This window comes from Methylobrevis albus (assembly GCF_015904235.1).
GTDB lineage: Bacteria > Pseudomonadota > Alphaproteobacteria > Rhizobiales > Pleomorphomonadaceae > Methylobrevis_A > Methylobrevis_A albus.
In genome coordinates, this window is the sequence record NZ_JADZLT010000056.1 from 1 (window position 1) to 20,395 (window position 20,395).

Genomic DNA, 20,395 nt, shown 5'->3' on the forward strand with positions numbered 1-20,395 from the left:
TAGCGGCCCTGCTCGCGCGAGCCGAAGCTCGAGCCCTTGCGGCCGCCGAAGGGGACGTGGAAGTCGACGCCGGCGGTGGGGAGGTTCACCATCACCATGCCGGCCTCGGCATTGCGCCGGAAGTGCGTGGAGTACTTCAGGCTGGTCGTGCAGATGCCCGACGAGAGGCCGAACGGCGTGTCGTTGGCAAGCTGCAGCGCCTCGTCGTAGTCCTTGACCCGGATCACGCTCGCGACGGGCCCGAAGATCTCCTCGCGCGAGATCCGCATCGCGTTGGTCGCCTCGGTGAAGAGGGCCGGCTGCAGGTAGAAGCCGGGCGTCTCGCGGTTCAGCCGCTCGCCGCCGAAGGCGAGCGTCGCGCCCTCTTTCCGGCCGATCTCGACGTAATCCTGATCCTGCGCGAGCTGGTTCGGGTCGACCACCGGGCCGATGTGGGTGCCGGCCTTCAGCGCGTCGTCGACGACGAGGCCTTTCAGCTTCTCCGTCACGGCGGCGACGAAGCGGTCGTGGATGCCCTCCGTCACGATGAGGCGCGACGAGGCGGTGCAGCGCTGGCCGGTCGAGAAGAAGGCGCCGTTGACGGCGCAGTCGACGGCGACGGCGAGGTCGGCGTCGTCGAGCACCACCAGCGGGTTCTTGCCGCCCATCTCGAGCTGGAACTTGCGCATATGCTCGACACAGGCCGCGGCGACGCGCTTGCCGGTCGCGACCGAGCCGGTGAAGGTCTGCGCGGTGACGTCGGGGCTGTCCAGCATCGCCTGGCCGACCACCGAGCCCTTGCCCATGACGAGGTTGAGCACGCCCTTCGGCAGGCCGGCCCGGTGGAGAATGTCGACGATGGCCCAGGCGCAGCCGGGCACCAGCTCGGCCGGCTTGAACACCACGGTGTTGCCGTAGGCGAGCGCCGGGGCGATCTTCCAGGCGGGGATGGCGATCGGGAAGTTCCACGGCGTGATGATGCCGACGACGCCGACCGGCTCGCGCGTCACCTCGATGCCGACGCCGGGGCGCACGCTCGGGATCGCCTCGCCGGCGAGCCGCAGCACCTCACCGGCGAAGAAGTCGAACACCTGCGCGGCGCGCACGGTCTCGCCGACGCCCTCGGCCAGCGTCTTGCCTTCCTCGCGCGACAGCAGCCGGCCGAGCTCGTCCTTCCGGGCGAGGATCTCGTCGGCGGTCTTGCGCAGGATCTGGTGGCGCTCGAGGATGCCGGAGCGCGACCACTTCGGAAACGCCGCCTTCGCCGCCGCGATCGCCGCCAGCGCGTCGTCCTTCGACGCCCGGGCGTATTCGCCGACGACGTCGTTGGTGTCCGACGGGTTGATGTTGGCGACACCCTCGCCGCCCACCCACGCGCCGTCGATCAGGTTCTGGTGCAATGTCACGTCAGGATCTCCTCGTGTGTGCCGCGCGGGATGGCCGCGCCTGGCCCACCGTCTCTGTCATTCGTCCGGCCCGCGCAATGGGGGCCGGCATGTCGGGGACCTCGGATCGGATCCCCGTGTGGCCTCCCCCCCTCCCTGTCCCTCCCCCGCTTCGCAGGAGAGGGGACGATCGGCGAGAGGGCCTTCGCAAAACGAAATCCGTGCCGAACCGCAGTGCCAGTGGGAAGACCGCCCTAACCTCCTGCGTCCCCTCTCCTGCGAAGCGGGGGAGGGACAGGGAGGGGGGAGGCCACTCGGCACGGACTCGCCTCGCCCTACCCCCTCAAAGCGCCTTCACCAGCACCCGTGCCTCCTGCGCCACCGCCAGCGGATTGCGCAGCGGCAGGCCGAAGTCGGGGGCGGCGATCTCGAACACGTCGCCGGGCGCCACCTTGACGCCGTCGGCGAACGAAAGGGTCGCGGTGCCGAACATGTGGATGTGAACGTCGCCCGGGCGGCGGAAGACGTCGTACTTGAAGTGGTGGTGCTCGAGGTTGGCGATGGTGTGGGACATGTTCGCCTCCCCCGACAGGAACGGCTTCTCCCAGATCACCGCGCCGCCGCGCAGAATGCGCGAAGTGCCGCGCACGTCCTCCGGCAGCGCCCCGACCAGGATTTCCGGCCCGAACGACGCGTTCCGCAGCTTGGAATGGGCGAGGTAGAGGTAATTGACCCGCTCGGTGACATGGTCGGAGAACTCGTTCGACAGGGCAAAGCCGACCCGCAGCGGCGTGCCGTCGTCGCCGATCACGTAGATGCCGGCGATCTCCGGCTCCTCGCCGCCGTCCTCGGCGAAGGAGGGCGAGACCAGCGCCGCGCCGGGCGCCACCACCATGTCGCCGTTGCCCTTGTAGAACCACTCCGGCTGCACGCCGACGCCGCCGTTCGCCGGCTTGCCGCCCTCGAGGCCCATGCGGAACATCTTCATGGAATCGGTCAGCGCCGTCTCGCCGGCCTCGTCCAGCTTCTTGTGCATGGCGTCGCGGGTCGAGGCCGAGCCGAGGTGGGTGAGGCCGGTGCCGGTGAGGTGCAGGTGCGCCGGATCGGGATGGGCGATCGGCGAGACGAGGCGGCCGTCCTTCGCCGCCGCCTCGAGGTCGACCGCCTCACCGAAGCCGAGGCGCTCGACGAACTCGGCGATGCCGACGCCGCTGCGCGCCGCCTTCTGGGCGAGCGAATAGACCGAGCGTGCGCCCTCGACGACCCGCGCCGTGCGGCCATTGCGGGCGACGACGTGGATCGTGCCGCCGCCGTCGGTGATCTGTGAAAGCAACATGCTGTAGCGCTCCCGTTCTGTCCGGCCGCCGGTTGGCCCGTCGGCCGCCGCCTTTGAAGGCATGGCTTCGCCGTCCGCTCGCGGAGCGGTGGCGCGGGCCCTGCCCGTCTTCGGCGCCTCCTAGATGAGACCGGCGCGACGCGCCGGTCGATGCACGCAAGTCCCCGTCACTTGTTCTTGTGGTAGACGTCGATGAACACGGCGGCGAGCAGCACCAGGCCCTTGATGACCTGCTGATAGTCGATGCCGATGCCGAGGATCGACATGCCGTTGTTCATCACCCCCATGATGAACGCGCCGATCACCGCGCCCATGACCTTGCCGACGCCGCCATAGGCCGAGGCGCCGCCGATGAAGCAGGCCGCGATCACGTCGAGTTCGAAGCCGAGGCCGGCCTTCGGCGTCGCGGTGTTGAGCCGCGCGGCGAAGATCAGGCCGGCGAGCGCCGCCAGCACGCCCATGTTGACGAAGGTGAAGAAGGTGAGCCGGTCGGTCTTGATGCCCGACAGCCGCGCCGCCTTCTCGTTGCCGCCGAGGGCGTAGACCCGGCGCCCGACCGTCGTGCGGTTGGTCACGAAAGTGTAGAACAGGATCAGCGCGAACATCACGACGAGCACATTCGGCAGGCCGCGATAGGTCGCCATCAGGTAGCCGATGTAGAGGATCGCGCCCGCGAACACGACGTTCTTGCCGATGAAGAAGGCGTAGGGCTCGTCCTCGACGCCATGCGCCTGCTGGTTCGAGCGGTGCCGCAGGTTGGCGATCACCAGGGCGGCCGCGAGCAGCGCCGCGATCAGCATCGAGGTGAGGCGCAACGTCTCGCCGCCGAAGACGTCGGGAATGAAGCCCGACGACAGCTTCTGGAAGGTCTGCGGGAACGGGCCGACCGACTGGCCGGCGAGCAGCGCCAGCGTCAGGCCCTTGAACACCAGCATGCCGGCCAGGGTGACGATGAACGACGGGATCTTGTGGAAGGCGATCCAGTAGCCCTGCGCCGCGCCGATCAGGCCGCCGGCGACGAGGCAGATGATTGTCGCGGGAATGAAGTGCACGTTGTACTGCACCATCATCACCGCCGCGAGGCCGCCGATGAAGCCGGCGACGGACCCGACCGAGAGGTCGATGTGCCCGGCGACGATGACGAGCAGCATGCCCAGCGCCATGATGATGATGTAGCTGTTCTGCAGCACCAGATTGGTGAGGTTCACCGGGCGCATCAGCGTGCCGTCGGTCATGATCTGGAAGAAGATCATGATCGCGAACAGCGACAGCATCATGCCGTAGTCGCGGAGATTGTTGCCGAGGAAGCCGGTGTAGGACTTCTTCGCGTTCGGGCCCTTGTCGGCCGCGGCTTCGTTGCTCATGCTGCGCGCTCCCCCGCCTTCACGATCGCCCGCATGATCTTTTCCTGCGTCGCCTCGGCGCCGCTGAACTCGGCGACGAAGACACCTTCGTTCATCACCAGGATGCGGTCGCACATGCCGAGCAGCTCGGGCATTTCGGAAGAGATCATCACCACGGCTTTGCCCTCGGCGGCGAGCTCGTTGATGATCGTGTAGATTTCATATTTGGCGCCGACGTCGATGCCGCGCGTCGGCTCGTCGAGGATCAGCACCTTCGGCTGCGCGAACAGCCACTTCGACAGCACCACCTTCTGCTGGTTGCCGCCGGAGAGGTTCACCGTCTGCTGGAACACGCTGGAACAGCGGATCCGCAGCTTCTGGCGGAAGCTGTTCGCGACTTTCAGTTCCTTGAGGTCGTCGATGACCCCGCCGGAGGAGACGCCGCCGAGGTTGGCGAGCGTCACGTTCTTCTTGATGTCCTCGCCGAGGACCAGGCCGTAGTGCTTCCGGTCCTCGGTCACATAGGCGATGCCGTTGTCGACGGCGCGGCCGATGGTCGAGACGTCGATCTCGCGGCCGTCCATCAGCACCTTGCCGGAAATGCGCTGGCCGTAGGAGCGGCCGAACACACTCATGGCGAACTCGGTGCGCCCTGCCCCCATCAGCCCGGCGATGCCGAGCACCTCGCCGCGGTGGACGGTGAGGTTGATGTTCTTGATCACGCGGCGTTCCGCATGGATCTGGTGATGCACGACCCAGTCGCGCACCTCCAGGATCGGCGCGCCGATGTCCGGCGTGCGCTTCGGGAAGCGGTGGGCCATGTCGCGGCCGACCATGGCGCGGATGACGCGGTCCTCGCTGATCGCCTCGGCGCGGCAGTCGAGCGTGTCGACGGTCGATCCGTCGCGGATCACGGTGATCGTGTCGGCGACCTTCGAGATCTCGTTCAGCTTGTGCGAGATCAGGATCGACGAGATGCCGTGCGCCTTGAATTCCAGCAGCAGGTCGAGCAGCGCGTCGCTGTCGGTCTCGTTGAGGCTGGCCGTCGGCTCGTCGAGGATCAGCAGCTTGACCTCTTTCGCCAGCGCCTTGGCGATCTCGACCAGCTGCTGCTTGCCGACGCCGATGTTGGTCACCAGCGTGTTGGGCGATTCCTTCAGCCCGACCTTGCGCAGCAGCTCCTGCGTGCGCCGGAAGGCGAGGTTCCAGTCGATGATGCCGTGCTTCGCCTGCTCGTTGCCGAGGAAGAGGTTCTCGGCGATCGAGAGCAGCGGCACCAGCGCCAGCTCCTGATGAATGATGATGATGCCGATCTTCTCGCTGTCGGCGATGTCGGCGAAGCGCCGCTCCTCGCCCTCGTAGATGATCTCGCCCGAATAGGAGCCGTGCGGGTAGACGCCGCTCAGCACCTTCATCAGCGTCGACTTGCCGGCGCCGTTCTCGCCGACGATCGCGTGGATCTCGCCGGCCTTCACCGTCAGGTTGACGTTCTCGAGCGCCTTGACGCCGGGGAACGTCTTGGTGATCCCGCGCATTTCGAGGATCGCATTCATGGCCGGGCCTTCACGCCTTCCTGGACAGGGCCCGGCCTTCGCCGGGCGTGACCGGCGGAGCGCCCGCGAGGATGCGCGCGCTCCGCCGTCCGTCTCGTTCGATATCGATTATTCGAACTGGCTGGCCTCGTAGTAGCCGCTGCCGATCAGCACTTCTTCCCAGTTGGAAGCGTCGACGCTGACGGGCTTCAGCAGGTAGGACGGCACCACCTTGACGCCGTTGTCATAGGTCGAGGTGTCGTTGATCTCGGGCTCGCCGCCCGACAGCACCTGGTCGATCAGCGCCGCGGTGACCTTGGCGAGTTCGCGGGTGTCCTTGAACACGGTCGAGGTCTGCTCGCCGGCGAGGATCGACTTGATCGACGGCACTTCGGCGTCCTGGCCGGTGACGACGGGCATGGCCATGTCACCGCTGCCGTAGCCGACGCCCTTCAGCGACGAGAGGATGCCGATCGACAGGCCGTCGTAGGGCGAGAGCACCGCGTCGACGCGCTTGTCGGTGTAGTAGGCCGAAAGCAGGTTATCCATGCGCGCCTGGGCGACGGCGCCGTCCCAGCGCAGCGTGCCGACCTTGTCCATGCCCATCTGGCCGGACTGCACGACGAGCTTGCCGCTGTCGATGTAGGGCTGCAGCACCGACATGGCGCCGTTGTAGAAGAAGAAGGCGTTGTTGTCGTCGGGCGAGCCGCCGAACAGCTCGATGTTGAACGGACCCGCGCCGCTCTTGAGGTCCAGCTTGTCTTCGATCGAAGAAGCCTGGATCACGCCGACCTGGAAGTTGTCGAAGGTCGTGTAGTAGTCGACGTTGCCCGAATCACGGATCAGGCGGTCATAGGCGACGACCTTGATGTCGCTGGCGGCGGCGTTCTCGAGCGCGTTCGACAGGGTGGTACCGTCGATCGCGGCGATGACCAGGACCTTGACGCCCTTGGTGATCATGTTCTCGATCTGGGCGAGCTGGTTGGGGATGTCGTCTTCGGCGTACTGCAGGTCGACGCCGTAGCCCTTTTCGGTCAGCGCCTTCACCATGTTGTCGCCGTCGGCGATCCAGCGGGCCGACGACTTGGTCGGCATCGAGACGCCGATGGTGCCCTTGTCCTGCGCGAAAGCGGATGCGCCCAGCGCGAAGACACCGACGGCCAGCGCCGTCGCAATCGTTTTAAGAACCTTCACGTTCCCTCTCCCCTTGGCTTCACTTCTTGTCGTTCCGGCCGAAGCGATCCCCTGCCCCCGAACGATCGACGAGGTCGATCGCACCATGGGTCGTAGCCGGCGGCTGACCGCCCGCGCTTCGTCGTGGGGCAAATTGAGCGCCGGCGACATAACTGTCAAATTCGCATTTGGCGAGTTATCATGCCAAATCTGGTATGCGTTACCGGCTCTGTCCCCCTGGGGCGGGCCGCCGGGCGAACGGGGGAAAGCGATGCCGCATCGGCACGACGAGAAAATCCACGGCGACGCGGCGCTGTCCTCGCCGTTCGAGGGCGACAAGCTGCTGCGCAGCGGGCTGAAGTTCGCGCATCTGAAAATGATCGTCGCGCTCGACGACAGCGAGCAGGTCAGCGCCGCCGCCTCGGTGCTCAATATCTCGCAGCCGGCGGCGTCGCGGATGATCGCCGAGATCGAGGCGCTGCTCGGGGTCGCGATCTGCGAGCGGCTGCCGCGCGGCGTGGAACTCACCGCCTACGGCCGGGCGTTTGCGCGGCGGGCGCGCTCGATCCTGCTCGAGGTGCGCGAGGCCGACCGGGAGATCCGGGATCTGAAGACGGGACGCGGCGGCTCGGTGTTTCTCGGGGCCGTGACGGCGCCGGCGATCGATCTCGCCGTGCCGGCGATCAACCGGGTCCGGGCCCGCTATCCGCGCATCGACGTCAACATCCAGGTCGACACCAGCATCGTGCTGGCGCGCGAGTTGCTCGCCTCGCGGCACGACTTCATCATCGCCCGCATCCCCGACGACCTCAATCCGCAGCTGTTCGACGCCCGTGTCATCGGCCTCGAGCACGCCTGCCTGATCGTGCGCCGGGGGCACCCGCTGATGCAGTCCGGTACGCTGCGGCTCGCCGAGCTCAACGGCTACGAATGGGTGTTGCAGCCGAGCGGCTCGCTGCTGCGCCGGACGATCGAGGGCCTGTTCCTGATGCAGGGCGTGGCGCTGCCCGAGCGGATCCTCAACACGACGTCGCTGCTGCTGACGATGGTGATGGTCGCGCAGACCGATTCGATCGCCCCGGTCGCCCGCGAGGTGGCGCAGTTTCTCGTCGGCGCCGACGGGATGGCCGGCGCGGTGTCGATCCTGCCGACCGACTTCGAGATCGTGGTGCAGCCCTACAGCCTGATCATGGCGCGCAACCGCCAGCTCTCGCCGGCGGCCAAGCTGCTCTACGACACGATTCTCGACGTGACGGCCTGACCGCCCGGCGCGATGCGCGGCGCCTTCGCCGTCACTTCGGCGGGTGGTGCTTCGACCAGTGCCACGCGATGTCGATGCGCCGCGGCAGCCAGACCTTGTCGTGCGACAGCACGTAGTCGATGAAGCGCGCGAGCGCCGCGGCGCGGCCCGGGCGGCCGGCGAGGCGGCAGTGCAGGCCGATCGACATCATCTTGGGGCTGCCGGCCGCGCCCTCGTCGTAGAGCACGTCGAAGCTGTCCTTCAGGTAGGCGAAGAACTGGTCGCCGGCGTTGAAACCCTGCGGCGTCGCAAAGCGCATGTCGTTGGCGTCGAGCGAATAGGGAATGACGAGGTGCGGCCCGTTCGGTCCCTCGACCCAATACGGCAGGTCGTCGGCGTAGGAATCGGAGGAATAAAGGAAGCCGCCCTCCTCCATCACCAGCTTCTGCGACTGCATCGAACTGCGGCCGGTGTACCAGCCGAGCGGCCGCGAGCCGGTCACCTCGGTGTGGATGCGGATCGCCTCCTCGAGGTGCGCGCGCTCCTCGGCTTCCGAGAAGTCCTTGTACTCGATCCATTTCAGGCCGTGGCTGGCGATCTCCCAGTCGGCTTCCTGCATGGCGGCGACGACGTCCGGATTGCGCTGCAGCGCGGTGGCGACGCCATAGACGGTGACGGGCACCGAGCGCCCGGTGAACAGGCGCCACAGCCGCCAGAAGCCGGCGCGCGAGCCGTATTCGTAGATCGATTCCATGTTCCAGTGGCGCTGGCCGACCCAGGGCTGCGCCCCGACGATCTCGGAGAGGAACGCCTCGGAGGCCGCATCGCCATGCAGCACGTTGTTCTCGCCGCCCTCCTCGTAGTTGAGGACGAACTGCACGGCGACATTGGCGCCGTCGGGCCAGGCCGCATCCGGCGGCGTGCGCCCATAGCCGATCATGTCGCGAGGATAGGTGTCCGACATGCGATTCTCCGTTGCCAGCCTGCGCCGGCAGGATGCTGCGGCGCACCGGGCCTTGGCAAGGTCGTCGGCTGTCTGGGCCGACGTCACGTGGTTGGTCTGTCAGGAAAATTTCCGGCGCGATGAAACCCGGCGGGCGCGGTTGCGTTCAAAGGTATGACCGATAACGGAAAGTGGTTCCTTTATTGGTGTTAACGGTCCGTATACGATTTTCAGCGAATCCTGAACGATACGCAGTTCAGGCGGAGGCGATCATGCCCGTAGCGTCGACGCGTGCCGAGTATCTTTCCAATGCCGCCAGCCCGGCCGAAGTGGCCGAGCAGGGTCGCAGCCGCGGTGAACCCGCGTTGCTCGACCGTCTCGAGGCGATGAAGGTGCATCTTCTCCGCGCTCGCCCGCACAGCGGCAACGACGCCTTGCGCATCCTGCGGGCGGCGTTTCCCGACGCACCGCTCGCCGAGCGCGTCCGCGTCATCGACGGCCTGCCGCGCTGAGGCCCAGCCTATGCCGGGCCGCCTCCGGCCCGGTGCCCCGGTGTAAAACCGGGGCGGACACCACGCGCGTCCCCCGCCTTCAAGGCTTCGACGGATCGTCCGCAGGGCGGATATCGTCATCGTCGTCCTTCGACGAGATGTCCAGCGTGACCTCTTCCTCGCGGGCGCCATGCGCCCGGGCGAGCCTGTTCCAGGCGCGCCAGCCGAAGGGCAGCGCGATCAGGTAGATCGACGTCAGGGTCGCCAGCACCTCGAACGGGTAGTTCACGGCGAGACCCGCGAACAGCACGAAGACGACGAACAGCGGCACGACGAGATCGCGCCGCACGCCGCCGAGCTTCTTGCCCGAGAATGTGGGCACCCGGCTGACCATCAGCACGCCGACCAGCACCGTGTAGAGCGCGACCAGCGGCGCCGCAAAATCGGGCAACACCAGGTCGCGATTGATCAGGCCGACCGTGATCGGCAGCAGCACGGCGATGGCGCCGGCGGGCGCCGGCACGCCGACGAAGAAGTTGCCCTGCCAGGCCGGCCGGTCGGCCGCGAGCAGCATCACGTTGAAACGCGCGAGGCGCAGTGCGGCGGCGATGGCGAACAGAAGGGCCGCGATCCAGCCGATCGAGCGCACTTCGTGCAACGTCCAGCCATAGAGCAGGATGGCCGGGGCGACGCCGAAGTTGACGAAGTCGGTCAGCGAATCGAGTTCGGCGCCGAAGCGCGAGGTGGACTTCAGATAGCGCGCCACCCGGCCGTCCAGCCCGTCGAGCACCGCGGCGAAGACCACCGCGCCGATCGCGAGATCGTAGCGGCCCTCCATCGCGAGGCGGATCGCGGTGATGCCCGAGCAGAGCGCCAGCAGCGTGATGAGGTTCGGCACCAGGTAGCGGATCGGCAGCCGGCCGATGCGGCGGCGGCCACGGCCCTCGGGCTTGGGTTCGAACGGCTCGAACGGCGGGAAAAAGGTGCTCATCGCGTCAGCTCACCCGGACCACGGGCGCGATCGGGCCGCCGGCGAGATCGGCGAGCACGGTTTCGCCGGCATAGGTGTGCTGGCCGACGGCGACCCGCGCGCCCGCCGTTTCCGGCAGGTAGACGTCGACGCGCGAGCCGAAGCGGATCAGGCCGAAGCGGTCGCCGATCGCCAGCGTCTCGCCTTCCCTGACGAAACCGACGATGCGGCGGGCGATGAGGCCGGCGATCTGCACGACGCCGATGTCGAGGCCGGCGGGGGTGGTGATCACCATGCCGCTGCGCTCGTTGTCCTCGCTCGCCTTGTCGAGCTCGGCATTGAGGAACTTGCCCGGCCGGTAGACGATCCGCGCCACCCGGCCCGCGACGGGGGCCCGGTTCACGTGGCAGTCGAAGACGTTCATGAAGACGCAGATGCGCAGGCGCGGCCGGTCGCCGAGGCCGAGCTCCGGCGGCGGCACGACCAGCGCGATATGCGAGACGCGGCCGTCGGCGGGGCTGATCACCAGGCCCGGCGCCACGGGGGTGACGCGGACGGGGTCGCGGAAGAACAGCGCGCACCAGATCGTCAACGCCAGGCCGATCCAGAACAGCGGCGTCACGAACCAGCCGACGATCAGCGTCACCACCGCGAAGATGGCGATGAACTTGTGACCCTCGGGATGGATCGGCGGGATGGCGTTTTCGATCGACTTGAGGATGGACATCGGCTCGGTGCGGTCTCCGCTGTGCGTCAGGGGCCGGAAGCCGGCCGATGCGTCACGTTTGGCATAGAGCCGCCGCGATGGAAAGCCGAACCGGTCCGCGCCCGTCGATCCGTCGCCGGATCGAGGTCACTGCGCGGCGACGGCCGTGCTTTCCTGATTGTCCTCGAGCCAGCGCGACGCCATCGTCATGGCGCGACGGCGCACGTCCTCGCTCGCCAGCGAGAAGGCCTGCTCGTGCAGGTCGCGGATCTCGGCGTCCGGCACGCCGAGAGCGCGGGCCCGCTTCATGGCGACGGTGAGCCACATCAGACCGTGCACGGGGCTCGGCTCGATCTCCGTGCCGAGGGTGAGCAGTTCGCCGAGGCGCACCTGCGCCTTGAGCTGGCCCTTCTTGGCCGCGAGCTGCAGCCAGCGCGCCGCCTGCCGCGGATCCTGCTCCCCGCCACTGCCGGTGAGATACATCTCCGCCAGCTTCAGCTGCGCGGTGGCGTCGCCGAAGTAGGAGGCGGCGTAGGTGAAGATCTCGCGGGCACGGCGGTCGTTGGCGCGGATCGTCGAGTTCTCGATGCCGGTGCGGTAGTAGGAGCCGATCTCGACGAAGGCGCTGGCGATGAAGGGCGCCTGCGGCGACTGCGGCGAATCGTCGGCGTGTTCGGCGACGATCTCGCTGAAATATTCGAAGGCCTGCAGATCGTTCTCGTCGACGCCGTCGCCGCGCGAGTACATGCGGCCGAGCTTCCACTTGGCGGCGGGATGACCGTTCTTCGCGGCGGCCATCAGGCCATCGAGGGCGGCGACCTTGTCGCCGGAGAAATAGGCGCGGGTGCCGTCGCGAAACGCCTCGTCGACCTGCTGCTCGCTCCAGGCGCCGTCCGGCACGGACTTCACGTCGAACGCATACGCCGGTGCGGAGGCCACCAGTCCCACGATCACGGCGATACCGAACTTCCGACCGACACTCACCGATCCAGCCACCATACGCTCGACTTTCAGCATGATCGCTCTGCACTCTCGGGGTCGCGACGCAAAACCGGCGCCCCCTGGTTCCCTACGCGCGTCGGAAAGCGCCGACGCTCGGTCTTTTCCGGTCCTCTCGCCGACCTCGGGTTTCGGTCGGCGCGACCGGTCATCATATCTCCCGAGCCACGATACTCGCGGCGGGTAAACGCGTCGTTGGCACCAAGGCCGGGCCTTCGACCTGGCACCCCCGTCCTGTCCGGACAGTCATGCCCCAGATTTCCGGCATCAATACGGCCATGCCGCAGGACGACGGAAACAGCGTTTCCTCGAGACGTTCTGGAAGCGGATCAGGCGATCGCCCGCTCCGGTGACGAGGACGACGGTCGTGCCGATTTATGGCTGAATAGCGGCGTCGCCCGCCTCCCTCGGGGGCGCGCCGCAGACTTGTCGGCGACGTTGCAGATTTGTCACGCGGCCGTGATCGGCCCGTTGCCGATCAGCGCGACGGCGACGGCCGGGGCACAAGCCGACGGCCATCCGCCGACGTCGGCCGCTGCCGGCAGCAGGGTGCCGAGGTCGAGGTAGGGCCGACCGAGTCGCCGGGCGAGTTCCTCGACCTGGGCGCGGCCGACGCCGCAGCCGACCACGGGTGCCGACGATCCGAGCGACCCGCCCTGCCCGGCCAGCGCCAGCAGCGCCCCATCGTGCATGCGGCGCAATTGCGCCTCCGCGAACCACGCCGCGACGGCGACCCAGGCCGCTTCGTGAACATCGTCAACGTCATGGCCGAGCATGCGGGCAAGCCGGGTCCGGCTTTCCGCCATCGTCTTGCCCTTGCCGTCGGCCGGCGGGTACTGGTCCGCTGCCTCGTCGAGGCGCCCGAGCAGGCGGTTCGCATCGGCCATGGTGGCGAAGTATTCCGCGGCGACGCCGACCCAGCGGCCGGAGACCGGCGCACGCTCGGCCACCGCCATCAGCGGCGTGCGTACCGCGCCGGTGTAGACGAGTTCCCCGGTCGCCATCCGTTCGGCATCGCTGTAGCCACGGGCCGCAGGCCGTCCGCCGACCACGGGAATGATATCTGTCGTGGTGCTGCCCATGTCGATCAGAAGTGCAGTCTGCATGCACTCGCCGACCAGGGTGGCGGTGGCGTGCCAGTTGGCTGAGGCGATGTCGTCGGCATGGCGTTCGGCGGCGTCGGCGCCCGTGAACCCGGCGCGGCCGGCGTAGATCCGGACGTCGGCGCCGAGGCGGGCCGACGCGACCGCCGCGATGGCGGCCACGCCCTCGCGGCGCGAGCCGAAGAGATCGACCAGTTCACCGGTCATGGTGATGCGATGAGTGGCGCCGGGGCCGAAGGCCGGCAGCATGGCGTCAAACGCCTTCTCGAGGTGCTTCAGTCCCATCCAGAGCGGCAACGGCGCCTGCCGCACCGCGACCACCCGTCCGGCCTCGATGCGGGCGGCCTTGAGGTGCGCACCGCCGATGTCCCAGCCGATCACGGCGCCGGGGGCCGGCGGCGCGTCACTGTGGTCTTGTGGTGGCGTCCGCGTCGGTGTCATGCTTCGCCTCGCTCCCGCGCCGGCCGGCGCACCCGTTCCCCGCAGCGCCCGCGAATCGCCCGACGCCGGAGACTTCTTTGCACATCGTTCCGGTGATCGACATCAAGCATGGCCTCGTCGTGCGCGCCCGGCTCGGCGACCGCGCGAGCTACACACCCATCGAAACGCCGCTGAGCCCGTCGCCGGCGCCGCAGGACGTGGTCGCCGGGCTGATGCGGCTCGGCGCCTTCACCCGGCTCTACCTCGCCGATCTGGACGGCATCGAGGGCCGGGGGCGCAACGACGACGTGGTCGCAGGGCTCGCGGCGGCGTGGCCCGGGCTGGAACTCTGGGTCGACAACGGCATCGCCGACGAAGCTGAGGCTGTGGCCTTCGCCGAATCCGGTACGGCGCGGCTGGTGCTCGGCAGCGAGAGCCAGGCGGGGCCGGAGACGCTGACACGGCTCGGCAACCGCGCGGTGCTCTCGATCGATTTTCGCGGCGACACCTATCTCGGCCCGGACGCGCTGCGCGACGACCCGGCGCTCTGGCCGGACGACGTGATCGTGATGACGCTCGGCCGGGTCGGCAGTGGCGCCGGGCCGGATCTCGCCCGGCTCGCTAATTTTCGCGCGAAGGCCGATTCGGCCGGACGTCGGCCTGTGCCCCGATTCTGGGCGGCGGGCGGTGTCCGGGACTTTGCCGACCTCGAGGCGTTGCACGATGCCGGCATCGCCGGGGCGCTGATCGCCACCGCCCTGCACGACGGCCGGATCGGGCCGGCCGAGATCGCGGCGGCGGCGGGTTTGAAACCCGCAGGTTGAGGCGATTCAGTGGGGGCGCGGAGCGCCGGCGCCTCGGCTTTTCCCTCGCCCTTCGAGACAGCCGCTGCGCGGCTTCCCCAGGATGAGGGAAAAGGACAAACGCTTTCAATCAATAGAGAATTTCTCGAAGGCCCATCCTGAGGAGGGCCGTCAGGCCCGTCTCGAAGGACGAGGCCGGGCGCGACATCCCCCGGCACTCACCAGATCGCACCGGCCACGTCCTCTCCCGAAACGAAAGCGGGGCGGCCCATGGGGCCGCCCCGTCGTATTCGTCAGCTTCCGAAGAACTTGGCAAACAACCGCTGGATCAGTGACTGCGGCATCGCCGGGGCATTGGTCTGCCCAGGGTTGTCTCGTATCTATGCACCAAACGGGTGCTTGACACTGTGCCGCTTCTCGGTCGCCTCAGCAGCGGTCGGCAGGCCCTTCACGGCGCGCTCGATCGACAGCTTGGTGGCCTCGTAGTTGTACTGCTGGATCTTCGCGTCGTCCTCGGCTTCCCAATGGATGAACACGCCGACCAGGATGTACAGGTCGTCGGCTTCTTCGATCGGGATGATGCCTTCGGCGACCGAGTCCTGCACGGCGAGCGCAACACCAGCCTGTGCCGGTCCGAACATCTGGACGGCCTGCTTGGCGCCCTTGATGGTGACCTTGTTGAACAGGATCGTGTTGGGCTTGCAGGGCAGGTTCGGCGCGATGACAGCGAGGAGCGACGTGAAGCCGTCCTTGTTGTTCGACAGCGAATTCACGAACGCGACTTCGGCAGCGCTGTTCCGCGGTCCGATCACGAGGTCGATGTGAGCGACCTCGTTGCCGTCGCCGACGAGCGCTTCGCCGAGCAGAACTTTGTTGATCTTCGCCATTTGGTAAAATCTCCCTAAGGAACTTGACAACCTCCCGGTGGCAACTCGGCCACCGTCCCCCCCGTCGGCCCCTATGTTATCTGCGTCTGACCTCAGCCAGACCGGTTTCTCGGACACGAGGTGATCCCAGGCGACGCGGAGCCTAATGCGGCCACTCGCCAGCGGCAAGGGACGGGGGGTAAGTAGTTATACGCACCTCACCTCAGTCGCGCCAGCAGCATGGTGCCGACTGTCAAATCGGCACTGGTGCCCGGGTTTACGCCACGGCGCTTCAGGTCGGCATCGAAGGCCAGCAGAGCCTCTGTGTCGAAGGGATGCAGATATTGCTTAAACGTCTGAAATTCCTTCATTATATCCTCCGCCAACACGGCCCCGTGCTTGCGCGCGACGTGGCTGTCTGGGAAGCCGGAGGTAAAGGAAAAATAGACCGCGGCGATCCGGACGTCCTCCGCGACTGCCCATAATTTAGTCGAATCAAACACTTCCAGCCCGGTTTCGAACAGGTCGAAAAAGCCGGTGACGTATTGTCGCGCGATCTGGTCGCGATGCGCGGCGGCGGCCATTGCCGCGCGCAGATCGACCGTCGGCGGCGCGGCGACGTCGTGCTCGGGCGCGGCGCCGAGTCCCCCCGGCGAGGCGATGCGGATCGCCTCGAACACGAGCGTCGCATCCTCGACGTCGAGGCTGCCGAGCACATCGCCGAGCGCGGCGCGCAGGTCGCCGCCGGCCTCGGCGGCGACCATGATCGGGGCGGCGAGCAGGACGATGCCGAGGTTGGTATTGGTGCCGACGGCAGCCGCCGTCGCGGCGACGGCGTCGCGCACGCGCCGGCCGACGGAAGCGCCCTTCCGGGCGAGATGCGGCGCGGCGGCGGCGGCGCTCACCTCGAAATCGCGCACCGTCATGCGGTGGCCGGGGGCATGGACGTGGACGTTGCCGGGCTTCAGCGCGGTCAGTTCGTCGTGGCAGGCGGCGACGAAGGCGTCCCGCAGCCGCTCGTCGACGTCGCTGGCGGCGGGGGGCGGCGGCGCGTCGGTCATCGCCGCGGGGTCAGCCGGCCGCGACCAGCGCAGGGCGGCTGGCGAGGCCCGCTGCGGCGAGAACGTCGCCGACGAGGACGTCCGCCACGTCGACCGACGCAACGCTCTGCAGGCCCTTCCAGGCCGGCATGCTGTTGACCTCGAGCACCATGAAGCCGCCCTGCCCGTCCGCGATCAGGTCGACGCCGGCAAAGGTCGCGCCGACCGAATCGGCGGCGGCGACGGCGAGGTCGCGGGCCTCGCGCGGCGCGGCGTAGGCGAAGGGCTTGGCGCCCTGGTGGACGTTGGTGATCCAGGTCGCGCTCTCGCGCACCATCGCATCGACGACCCGGCCGCCGGAGACGAACAGCCGGTAGTCGCGGAACACGCCGTCGGCGGGGGCGATGTAGCGCTGGAGGTAGTAGACGCCGCCGATGTCTTCGGGCTCGGGCAGCTCTTCCGGCCGGTCGATGCGGCGGATGCCCTTGCCCTGCGCCCCGAACAGCGGCTTCAGGACCAGCGACCCGGCAGCGTCGGCGACGAAGGCCGCGGCGCGGGGGCGGCTTTCAGTGACGAAGGTCGCCGGGGTCGGCAGGCCCCTCGCCGCGAAGATCAGGCTGGTGGCCGACTTGTCGACGCAGCGCTCGACGGCGCCGGCCGGGTTCCACACCGCGACACCCGACGCCTCCAGCGCGTGCAGCACGCCGAGGCGCATGGTGATCGCCTCGAAGGACCCGGCGGCGATGCCGCGGACGAGCGCGGCGCGTGGCACTTCGTCGTCGAAGCCCGGCACCCGCACGGCCGGACGCGCCGCGGTGTCGAACACCACGTCGCGCAGCGAGGCGATCACGGGCTGCAGGCCGCGGCTGGCGAATGCCGCTTTCAGGCGGCGGAGGTGCCAGTCGCGCCCGTCGGTGAACAGCACCACGCCGCCATGTTCGCCCGCCGGCCGCGTGGCGGCGGCGGGACGGCGCGGGGCCGTGGTCCCGTCAGGAGAAGGACGCATCGAGCAGGTCCAGCGCGACGGCGCCGCCGCGGAAACTGCGGCCGCTGTCGACCGCCGTCACCACCACTTCGGCCGGCGAGAACAGCATCGGGTCGATGGCGTAGAAGTCGCCGTTGAAGCGCGAGAACACCTCGGCGAACGGCGAGCCGTAGTCGCGCGAACCGCTCGACGGCAGCTTGGCGGCGAGCTCGCGGGCCTCGTCCTCGGGGCCGGTGACGTAGAGGTGGACGCGGCCGGCGTAGATGATCGCGTCGTTGGTGCGGCCCATCGCGGTGATGAAGTCCGGCGACGGCGGGCTGAGCGGCGCGATGCCGATGCCGTCGATGACGCGGTCCAGCGGGAAGTGCAGCGTATGCACCTTGTGCAGCGCGACTTCGAGCACGCGGCCAACGACCTGGGTGGCGCCGGCGAGGCTCTGGGTCGGGGCGTAGATGAAGGTCAGCGCGCCGGGGCGGCAGCCGGTGGCGTCCGCCACCTGCTTCACGACGCTTTCGGGCGGCGGGGCGGCGGTCTCGAGCACCAGCACGGCCGTGTCGGCGTTGTCGCGGTAGCCGATGTCGGCGTAGATGTCTTCCTTGGCGAAGGTGGCGCGGGCCGGGCCGGAGCCGAGCGCGAACCAGCCGCCGTCGTCCTCGCCGCCGGCGAGGCTCCAGCCGGCGTACTGGCTGCCGAGACAGGCGACGACGGGGTCGAGCGAGCTCACCTGGATCGCGAACGGCCAGGCCGGCGTCGACGGTGAGGGCACGATCGACACCCGGCCGAGACCGCCGAGGCATATTTCGGTCAGCCGGCGCCCGGCCTCGATCGAGCCGCGCACCGTGGCGCCGGCGTCGATCAGGCGGCAGCCGAGCGGGCCGGTCGAGACGGCAAGGCGCAGCTCGTCCGCCTCGGCTTTCAGCGCTTCGACAAGCGGAGAGGTGAGGCGTCCGACGCTCGGACCGGTCTTGGCAGTCGTCATTCTGGATTTCCCCCGACCATTTCTTCGATCTGCGCCGCTCGCCACCGGACGAGCGCCACCGCTTCCTGTTCCGTATCCGCCGCAGCCAGCGCCGTGGCGATCGGGGCTCCCGCCGGGATTGCATCCCCGGTCCCGGGCCGATCGGCCACCCAGCCGGGCCAATCCACCGCCGGCACCGCGCGAACCGGCCGCCCCGCGAAGGCGACGAGACTCGTCCGGATCGAGCCCCCTTCCACCGGCGGCGGGGGCAGCCCCAGGCCGCGGACGGCCGCGACATGGGCGCCGAACAGCGACACGGCGTTTTCCGTTCCGTTCCCGTCCAGCACGTCGAGCGAGGCGCCCGGCCGCGGATTGAGTTCGATCACCCACCAGCCGCCGGGCCCGACGATGACGTCGAGGCTCGAGAGGCCGACGACACCGAGATCCAGCGCCAGCGTCCGCGCCGCCGCCTCGATCTCGGCGGCCGGCGGCGGTGGCGCGATACCGCCAACGAGGCCGCCGAAGCGAAACGGCTGCGCCGGCGTCGGCGCCACGAGTTGCCGGCACCAGCCGATACTCACCGCAGCCGAGCCGTCGGATACCACCGTGACCGACAGCGGATCGCCGGCAACCTGCGCCTGCAAGTAGTGCCCCGCCGGTGCCGGACCACCGCCGTGCGGCCGGACGTGACTACCCCCGGCGCCGCCCCGGCGCTTCACCAGCCAGCCCGTCCCGCCCCCCGCCATCGCCAGGGCCGGGTGCGGCAGGCCGCGGGCGGCGCAGGCGGCGGCGAAGCCGTCCGGCGACTTCACCCGCTTGACGGTGGCGCCACTCGCCCCGAGCAGCGCAAACCGCGCCGCGATCGCCGCGAGATGGCCCGGCCGATCCTCGAACCCCGGCCCCGCCACGACGCCGATCGGCGCCACCGGCGACCGGTCCGCGAGTTGCTCGAGGGCCGCGATCACGGCCACCCGGCGCAGGCCGCAAGACAGTCCGCCGGGCACCCTTTCGACATCCGCCGCGATCGCTCGCGTATCGGCATCGGCGAAGAGGTCGGCGACGAGGGGCACGTAGCCGGCGCGCCGCGCGGCCGCGGCCAGCGCGCGGCCGGACTGCGCGGCGATCAGGACCGCCGCGCCGTTGCCGTCCTCAGGCGATGAACTTGCGCGCTTCCTCGAAGGCATCGCGGAAATCCAGGGACAGCGGCTTGTCGGTCGAGATCATGCGCTTCAGCAGCAGGTGCTGGGCCTGGTACTTGACGTTGCCGATGGCGAGCGCGCCGAGGGCGAGCCCCTTGCCGGAGCCGACCGGCTCGCCGTTGTCATGCACGCCGACGCCGGCGAGGCCCGCGGGCGGCACGGCGTTGACGTCGGCGGCGATCAGCAGGCCCTTCACGGACGCGACCTGCTCCTCGGTCAGGATCTCCTGACCGGCCGGGCCGGCGGAGAGGATGATGTCGGCGGAGTCGGCGACGGCGGAGCGGGCTTCGTGGTCCGAACCGTCGGCCGGATGCACGTCGACGCCGAAGCGGGTCTTCATGTCGGCGGCGATGCCGGTGACGCGGCGGGTGCCGTCGTAGCCGGCGAGAAAGACCTCGGCGCCTTCGGAGGCGGCGATCACGGCCGCCGAGAAGGCGACGACGCCGGTGCCGCCGAAGATCGCGACCTTCTTGCCCTTGAGGGTGGTCTGAAAGCGATCCTTCAGCAGCTTCTCGACGCAGGCCATCATGCCGGCGGCGGTGGTGAACGAGCCGGCCGGATCGGCGAACAGGTTGACCTCGAACGGCGGCACGAAGGATTCCTTCGCGGCCTGCAGCATGTCGAGCGCCTGAATGGCGTTCTTGCCGGCGAAGAAGATGCCGGTGCGGACCGCGTCGGCCGGCGAGCGCGAGAAGATCGCGTCCTGGACGAGGCCACGGACTTCCTCCGGTGCGACGTCGCGATAGGTGGCGATCACGTCGTATCCGGCATCTGCCGCCATGTTCACGTCGAACGGGCTCATGTGCTTGAGCGGCGTCAGCATGTGCAGGATGTTCTTCGACATTCTTGTTTCCTCGTCGTCTGGCGCAAACGCCCGGCTTCCGGCGCCCGCCCGTGCCCGCCGCGAAACCGCCCGACGAGACC

The 20,395-nt window shown here is 68.8% G+C and carries 19 protein-coding genes; 3 read left to right on the forward strand and 16 right to left on the reverse strand.

What is annotated here, in order from left to right; translation table 11 throughout:
• The 5 genes from I5731_RS17455 to chvE form a co-directional block, all read right to left on the reverse strand.
• Positions 1 to 1,385, reverse strand: a 1,385-nt coding sequence (locus tag I5731_RS17455; RefSeq protein ID WP_197312702.1) for an aldehyde dehydrogenase family protein, incomplete at its 3' end; no start/stop codon positions are given.
• Positions 1,386 to 1,707: 322 nt separating this feature from the next.
• Positions 1,708 to 2,700, reverse strand: a complete 993-nt coding sequence (gene araD1, locus I5731_RS17460; RefSeq protein ID WP_197312703.1) for an AraD1 family protein — start codon at positions 2,698 to 2,700, stop codon at positions 1,708 to 1,710.
• A 167-nt stretch (positions 2,701 to 2,867) separates the two neighbouring features.
• The gene (mmsB, locus tag I5731_RS17465) at positions 2,868 to 4,064 is read right to left on the reverse strand and encodes a multiple monosaccharide ABC transporter permease (RefSeq protein ID WP_197312704.1); all 1,197 of its coding nucleotides are present in this window, start codon (positions 4,062 to 4,064) and stop codon (positions 2,868 to 2,870) included.
• Positions 4,061 to 5,596 (reverse strand): multiple monosaccharide ABC transporter ATP-binding protein, encoded by a 1,536-nt coding sequence (gene mmsA / locus I5731_RS17470; protein WP_197312705.1) that lies wholly within the window; start codon positions 5,594 to 5,596, stop codon positions 4,061 to 4,063. The genes mmsB and mmsA overlap by 4 nt, the downstream gene beginning before the upstream one ends.
• A 108-nt stretch (positions 5,597 to 5,704) precedes the next feature.
• Positions 5,705 to 6,751 carry a multiple monosaccharide ABC transporter substrate-binding protein gene (chvE, locus tag I5731_RS17475; RefSeq protein ID WP_407941860.1) on the reverse strand — a complete coding sequence of 349 codons (1,047 nt, stop codon included), beginning with the start codon at positions 6,749 to 6,751 and terminating at the stop codon, positions 5,705 to 5,707.
• A gap of 268 nt (positions 6,752 to 7,019) precedes the next feature.
• Here chvE and I5731_RS17480 point away from each other — a divergent pair, with 268 nt between their 5' ends.
• Positions 7,020 to 8,009: a LysR substrate-binding domain-containing protein gene (locus I5731_RS17480; RefSeq protein WP_197312707.1), complete on the forward strand. Its 990-nt coding sequence runs from the start codon at positions 7,020 to 7,022 to the stop codon at positions 8,007 to 8,009.
• A gap of 31 nt (positions 8,010 to 8,040) precedes the next feature.
• On the opposite strand, the gene puuE is transcribed toward I5731_RS17480, so the two are convergent.
• Entirely contained in the window at positions 8,041 to 8,952 is a 912-nt protein-coding gene (puuE, locus tag I5731_RS17485) for an allantoinase PuuE (RefSeq protein ID WP_197312708.1), read from the reverse strand.
• A gap of 251 nt (positions 8,953 to 9,203) precedes the next feature.
• Here puuE and I5731_RS17490 point away from each other — a divergent pair, with 251 nt between their 5' ends.
• The gene (locus I5731_RS17490; RefSeq protein WP_197312709.1) at positions 9,204 to 9,443 is read left to right on the forward strand and encodes a hypothetical protein; all 240 of its coding nucleotides are present in this window, start codon (positions 9,204 to 9,206) and stop codon (positions 9,441 to 9,443) included.
• A gap of 79 nt (positions 9,444 to 9,522) precedes the next feature.
• Here I5731_RS17490 and pssA read toward each other — a convergent pair whose 3' ends face one another.
• From pssA to I5731_RS17510, 4 genes are all read right to left on the reverse strand, one after another.
• Positions 9,523 to 10,413, reverse strand: coding sequence for a CDP-diacylglycerol--serine O-phosphatidyltransferase (pssA, locus tag I5731_RS17495; protein ID WP_197312710.1), 891 nt, complete (start codon positions 10,411 to 10,413; stop codon positions 9,523 to 9,525).
• 4 nt (positions 10,414 to 10,417) lie between these two features.
• Positions 10,418 to 11,149: a phosphatidylserine decarboxylase gene (locus I5731_RS17500; protein WP_268926592.1), complete on the reverse strand. Its 732-nt coding sequence runs from the start codon at positions 11,147 to 11,149 to the stop codon at positions 10,418 to 10,420.
• Between the two features lie 96 nt (positions 11,150 to 11,245).
• Positions 11,246 to 12,082: a tetratricopeptide repeat protein gene (locus tag I5731_RS17505; protein ID WP_328839108.1), complete on the reverse strand. Its 837-nt coding sequence runs from the start codon at positions 12,080 to 12,082 to the stop codon at positions 11,246 to 11,248.
• Positions 12,083 to 12,546: 464 nt separating this feature from the next.
• Positions 12,547 to 13,641 (reverse strand): hydantoinase/oxoprolinase family protein, encoded by a 1,095-nt coding sequence (locus tag I5731_RS17510; RefSeq protein ID WP_197312712.1) that lies wholly within the window; start codon positions 13,639 to 13,641, stop codon positions 12,547 to 12,549.
• A gap of 77 nt (positions 13,642 to 13,718) precedes the next feature.
• Between I5731_RS17510 and I5731_RS17515 the strand changes: the two genes are divergently transcribed.
• Complete coding sequence (locus I5731_RS17515) at positions 13,719 to 14,444, forward strand: HisA/HisF-related TIM barrel protein (protein ID WP_197312713.1); 726 nt, start codon at positions 13,719 to 13,721, stop codon at positions 14,442 to 14,444.
• A gap of 359 nt (positions 14,445 to 14,803) precedes the next feature.
• Here the strand turns inward: I5731_RS17515 and fae are convergent, their stop codons facing one another.
• From fae to I5731_RS17545, 6 genes are all read right to left on the reverse strand, one after another.
• The gene (fae, locus tag I5731_RS17520) at positions 14,804 to 15,310 is read right to left on the reverse strand and encodes a formaldehyde-activating enzyme (protein ID WP_197312714.1); all 507 of its coding nucleotides are present in this window, start codon (positions 15,308 to 15,310) and stop codon (positions 14,804 to 14,806) included.
• A 197-nt stretch (positions 15,311 to 15,507) separates the two neighbouring features.
• Positions 15,508 to 16,350, reverse strand: a complete 843-nt coding sequence (locus I5731_RS17525) for a triphosphoribosyl-dephospho-CoA synthase (protein ID WP_197312715.1) — start codon at positions 16,348 to 16,350, stop codon at positions 15,508 to 15,510.
• Positions 16,351 to 16,360: 10 nt separating this feature from the next.
• On the reverse strand, positions 16,361 to 17,335 hold the full coding sequence (locus I5731_RS17530; protein ID WP_197312716.1) for a RimK family alpha-L-glutamate ligase: 975 nt from the start codon (positions 17,333 to 17,335) through the stop codon (positions 16,361 to 16,363).
• Entirely contained in the window at positions 17,319 to 18,293 is a 975-nt protein-coding gene (gene mch, locus I5731_RS17535; RefSeq protein WP_197312717.1) for a methenyltetrahydromethanopterin cyclohydrolase, read from the reverse strand. Before mch ends, I5731_RS17530 begins: the two co-directional genes overlap by 17 nt.
• Entirely contained in the window at positions 18,290 to 19,456 is a 1,167-nt protein-coding gene (locus I5731_RS17540; RefSeq protein ID WP_197312718.1) for an ATP-grasp domain-containing protein, read from the reverse strand. The genes mch and I5731_RS17540 overlap by 4 nt, the downstream gene beginning before the upstream one ends.
• Entirely contained in the window at positions 19,422 to 20,315 is an 894-nt protein-coding gene (locus I5731_RS17545; protein WP_197312719.1) for an NAD(P)-dependent methylenetetrahydromethanopterin dehydrogenase, read from the reverse strand. The genes I5731_RS17540 and I5731_RS17545 overlap by 35 nt, the downstream gene beginning before the upstream one ends.
• Positions 20,316 to 20,395 lie beyond the last annotated feature (80 nt).